Annotated in this window: 5 protein-coding genes; 3 read left to right on the top strand and 2 right to left on the bottom strand. The window is 73.4% G+C overall.

What is annotated here, in order from left to right; genetic code table 11:
- Nucleotides 1–100 precede the first annotated feature (100 nt).
- Nucleotides 101–355: a phosphopantetheine-binding protein gene (locus E1291_RS40375; RefSeq protein ID WP_131743278.1), complete on the bottom strand. Its 255-nt coding sequence runs from the start codon at nt 353–355 to the stop codon at nt 101–103.
- Nucleotides 313–1,617, bottom strand: a complete 1,305-nt coding sequence (locus E1291_RS40370; protein ID WP_131743277.1) for an alanine racemase — start codon at nt 1,615–1,617, stop codon at nt 313–315. The genes E1291_RS40375 and E1291_RS40370 overlap by 43 nt, the downstream gene beginning before the upstream one ends.
- Nucleotides 1,618–1,729: 112 nt before the next feature.
- On the opposite strand from E1291_RS40370, the gene E1291_RS40365 reads away from it, so the two are divergent.
- The 3 genes from E1291_RS40365 to E1291_RS40355 form a co-directional block, all read left to right on the top strand.
- Nucleotides 1,730–2,683: a beta-ketoacyl-ACP synthase III gene (locus tag E1291_RS40365; protein WP_131743276.1), complete on the top strand. Its 954-nt coding sequence runs from the start codon at nt 1,730–1,732 to the stop codon at nt 2,681–2,683.
- Nucleotides 2,684–2,711: 28 nt separating this feature from the next.
- The gene (locus tag E1291_RS40360) at nt 2,712–2,951 is read left to right on the top strand and encodes an acyl carrier protein (protein ID WP_131743274.1); all 240 of its coding nucleotides are present in this window, start codon (nt 2,712–2,714) and stop codon (nt 2,949–2,951) included.
- A gap of 2 nt (nt 2,952–2,953) precedes the next feature.
- On the top strand, nt 2,954–3,502 hold a 549-nt coding region (locus tag E1291_RS40355), incomplete at its 3' end, for a condensation domain-containing protein (RefSeq protein ID WP_207401228.1).

Below are 3,502 nucleotides of genomic sequence, written 5' to 3'. Positions count from 1 at the left end.
CGAGGCGGTTCAGGCCGTGGCGGGGGACCTGTCCGGAGAGCGGGCGTTCTCGTCCGTGCTCCCTTCGGCGCACGTCCCGGTGGTCCGGGGGCTGGCACCCTCAGCCCGCCTCGGTCGCGTCCGCCACGTACTGGGCCAGGCTGCCCAGCGTCTGGAACGCCGCCGGTTCCAGCTCGTCCACGTCCACCTCGAACCCGACGCTCTCCTCCAGCTCCATCAGCAGCTCCAGGATGCTGGTGGAGTCCAGGCCGATGTCCTCTACGAGCCGGGTGTGCGTCGTCATGGCCGTGGTCTCGTAGGGCGCCACCTTCTTCACGGCGATGACGACCTGTTCGAGGACCGCTGTCGGCTCCATGTTGTCTCCTTCTGGAAGGGAAGCGGCAGGCGTTGCTTGGCGAGCAGGTCGGCGGGCTCGTCCCGCAGCCGCACGAGGTGGGCCGCCCCCTCGTGCACGAGGACCTCGGCCGGGAAGCCGTGGCCGAGGAACAGGCCGGGCGAGGCGGTCGGCCCGTAGGCGCCGGACCGCTCGATCCCGATGAGGTCGCCGGCGCGCGGGCCGGGCAGCGCCACGTCCTTGGCGACGAGGTCGTGCGGCGTGCACAGCGGCCCGGTGAGCTGCCAGGGCTCGGCCGGCCCGCGCGGGTCGCCGAGGAGCCGCACCGGGAAGTTCCGCTTGACGTACGAGCCGATCCCGACCGCGGCCATGTGGTGGTGGGTCCCGCCGTCGGTGACCGCGAACCGCTTGCCCATCGACTCCTTCACGTACCGGACGCGCACCACGTACGTGCCGGCGCGCGCGGCGAGGTAGCGGCCGGTCTCGAACAGCAGCCGGGCGTGCGGGTGCCGCTCCCGGAACGGGGCGACCGCCTCGGCCATGCCCGCGCGCAGCCCGTCCAGGTCGGGGTCGCTCTCGCCGTCGAAGTAGGCGACGCCGAGCCCGCCGCCGACGTCCACGGTGCCGAGCGCGATGCCGGTGGCCGCCGCGACCCGCTCGGCCATCTCCAGCACGAGCGCGGTGTTGGCGGCGACCGCCGCCGCGTCCAGGATCCGGGTGCCGAGGTAGGCGTGCACGCCCGCCACGTCCAGGTGGGGGTGGCGGTCGCCGATCGGCCCCGCCGCCAGCAGCGCCTTCTCGTCGATGCCGAACTGCCGCGGCTTGCCGCCCATGGTCAGCCCGGACCGGGCGGCTCCGGTGGCCGGGTTGACGCGGACGAGGACGCGCTGCCGCGCCCCCGCCTCCGCCGCCACCTCGTCGAGGTCGGCGAGCTCCTGGAACGACTCGACGACGACCGCCCGGATCCCGGTCGCCACGCACGCCGCCAGCTCGGCGCGGCTCTTGCCGGGGCCGAGGAAGACGATGTCGTCCGGGGACACCCCGGCCTTGACCGCCGTGACCAGCTCCACCAGCGAGGACACCTCGGCCCGCGCGCCGTGCGCCGCCAGCAGCGCGCAGACGCCCAGGTTGGGGTTGGCCTTCAGCGAGTAGAAGATCTCGGTGCCGGCGGGCAGCGCGTCCCGCAGCCCGTCCAGCGCGCCCGTCAGGGCCGCGCCGTCGTACACGTACAGCGGGGTGCCGTACTCCGCCGCGAGCCGTTGGTAGGTGTCGGCGTCCAGCATGTTGCGCGCCCCCCAGTTCCGTCAGCCGCAGACTGCGGAACCGGGCTATAAAATCTCTATACTTATTCGGACTATATAGAAGCCATATAGCCGGGCTTCTCATTATCGGTCCATGACGGGAATTCAGGGATCGGCCATTACCGGCGTGGGGATCCACCTGCCGGCCCGGTCCGTCGGCAACGCGGAACTGTCGGCGGCCACCTCGGTGACCCCGGAGTGGATCGAGGACCGCACGGGGGTCCGCACCCGGCACTTCGCCGCCCCCGACGAGGACGTGGCGACCATGGCGGCCGAGGCGGGCAAGAAGGCGATCGCCGACGCGCAGGCCGACCCCGCCGAGATCGACCTGGTGGTGCTGGCCACCGCGACCCGCCGCCGGCGCATCCCGGGCGCCGCGCCGCAGGTCGCCTCCCTCCTCGGCCTTCCCGCCGCGGGGGCGTTCGACGTCAACGCCGTGTGCGCGGGGTTCGCCTACTCGCTTGCGCAGGCGTCCAACGCGGTGCGGGTCGGCGAGGCGCGCAACGTCCTGGTCATCGGCTCCGAGGTCACCAGCGGGATGATCAGCGCCACCCGGCCGGACACCTACGCCATCTTCGGCGACGGCGCCGGCGCGGTCGTGGTGTCGCGCAGCCCCGAGCAGGGCATCGGCCCCGCCGTCTTCGGCAGCGACGGAACCCGCGCGGACGCGCTGGCGACCGAGCAGGAGAACGGCGCCGACCTCATCTCCATGAACGGTCCCGCCGTCTACAAATGGTCGACCAGCGCCATGCCGCAGGTCGCGCGGCTGGCCTGTGAGCGGGCCGGAACCGACCTCGCGGAGATCGACTGGTTCGTCCCGCACCAGGCCAACCTGCGGATCATCGACACCCTCATCCGGCTCACCGGGATCCCGCCCGAGCGGGTCTCCCGCGACGTGACCGCGATGGGCAACACCTCCGGCGCCTCCATCCCGCTCGCGCTCGGCCGCCTGCGCGAGAGCGGCCGCGCCAAGCCCGGCGACCGGGTGCTGCTGCTCGGCTTCGGCGCGGGCCTCACCTACGCCGGCCAGGTCGTCCGGATGCCCTAGCGTCCGGCCTTCGTCAGAAAGGACCGCCATGCCCTCCGAGGAAATCGTCGAGCAGATCGGCAAACTGATCCGCACTCTCATGCCCGACCTGGAGGCCGACATCACCGCGGACACCACGTTCGAGGAGCTCGGCATGGACTCCCTCGGCCGGGTGGACCTGTTCACCGACGCCGAGGCCACGTTCGGCGTGGTCGTGCCCGACGAGGAGCTCGCCACCATCCTCGGCGTCCGCGACCTCGCCGAGTTCCTGACCGAGCGGACCTCCTGACCGTGCTCCCGCTCTCGGTCGGCCAGCAGTCGCTGTGGACGCTCTACCGGATCGCCCCGGACAGCGCCGCCTACAACGACGCCGACGCCCTCGCCTTCACCCCGCCGCCGGACGAGCCGGCGCTGCGGGCCGCGCTGCGGGACCTGCTGTCCCGGCACGACCTGCTGCGCTCCCGGTTCCACGACGGCGCGGGGGAGGCGGTGCGGGGGGTCGGCGAGCCGGACCTGGCCGAGCTCGAGGTGCGGGACGTGCCCGGCGGCGACGACGACCCGCGGACGGCGCTGCGCGCCGCCGTGCGCGCCGTCGCCGCCGAGCCGCTCGACCTCGCCCGCCGCGGGCCGCTGCGGGCGGTGCTGCTGCGCCGTTCCGCCGACGCCGTGCTCGTCCTCGTCTGCCACCACATCGCGGGGGACGCCACCTCGCAGCGGATCCTGTGGCGGGACCTGCTGGAGCTGTACCGGGCCCGGCCGGAGTGGCGTCGAGCCCCAGGTGCGTCATGCGGGCATGGACGTCGGCGACACAGCGCCGGACCGCCTCGGAGGAGAACGTCG

It is taken from the genome of Actinomadura roseirufa (assembly GCF_900659635.1).
GTDB lineage: Bacteria > Actinomycetota > Actinomycetes > Streptosporangiales > Streptosporangiaceae > Spirillospora > Spirillospora roseirufa.
This window is presented reverse-complemented; position numbering and strand designations above follow the sequence as displayed.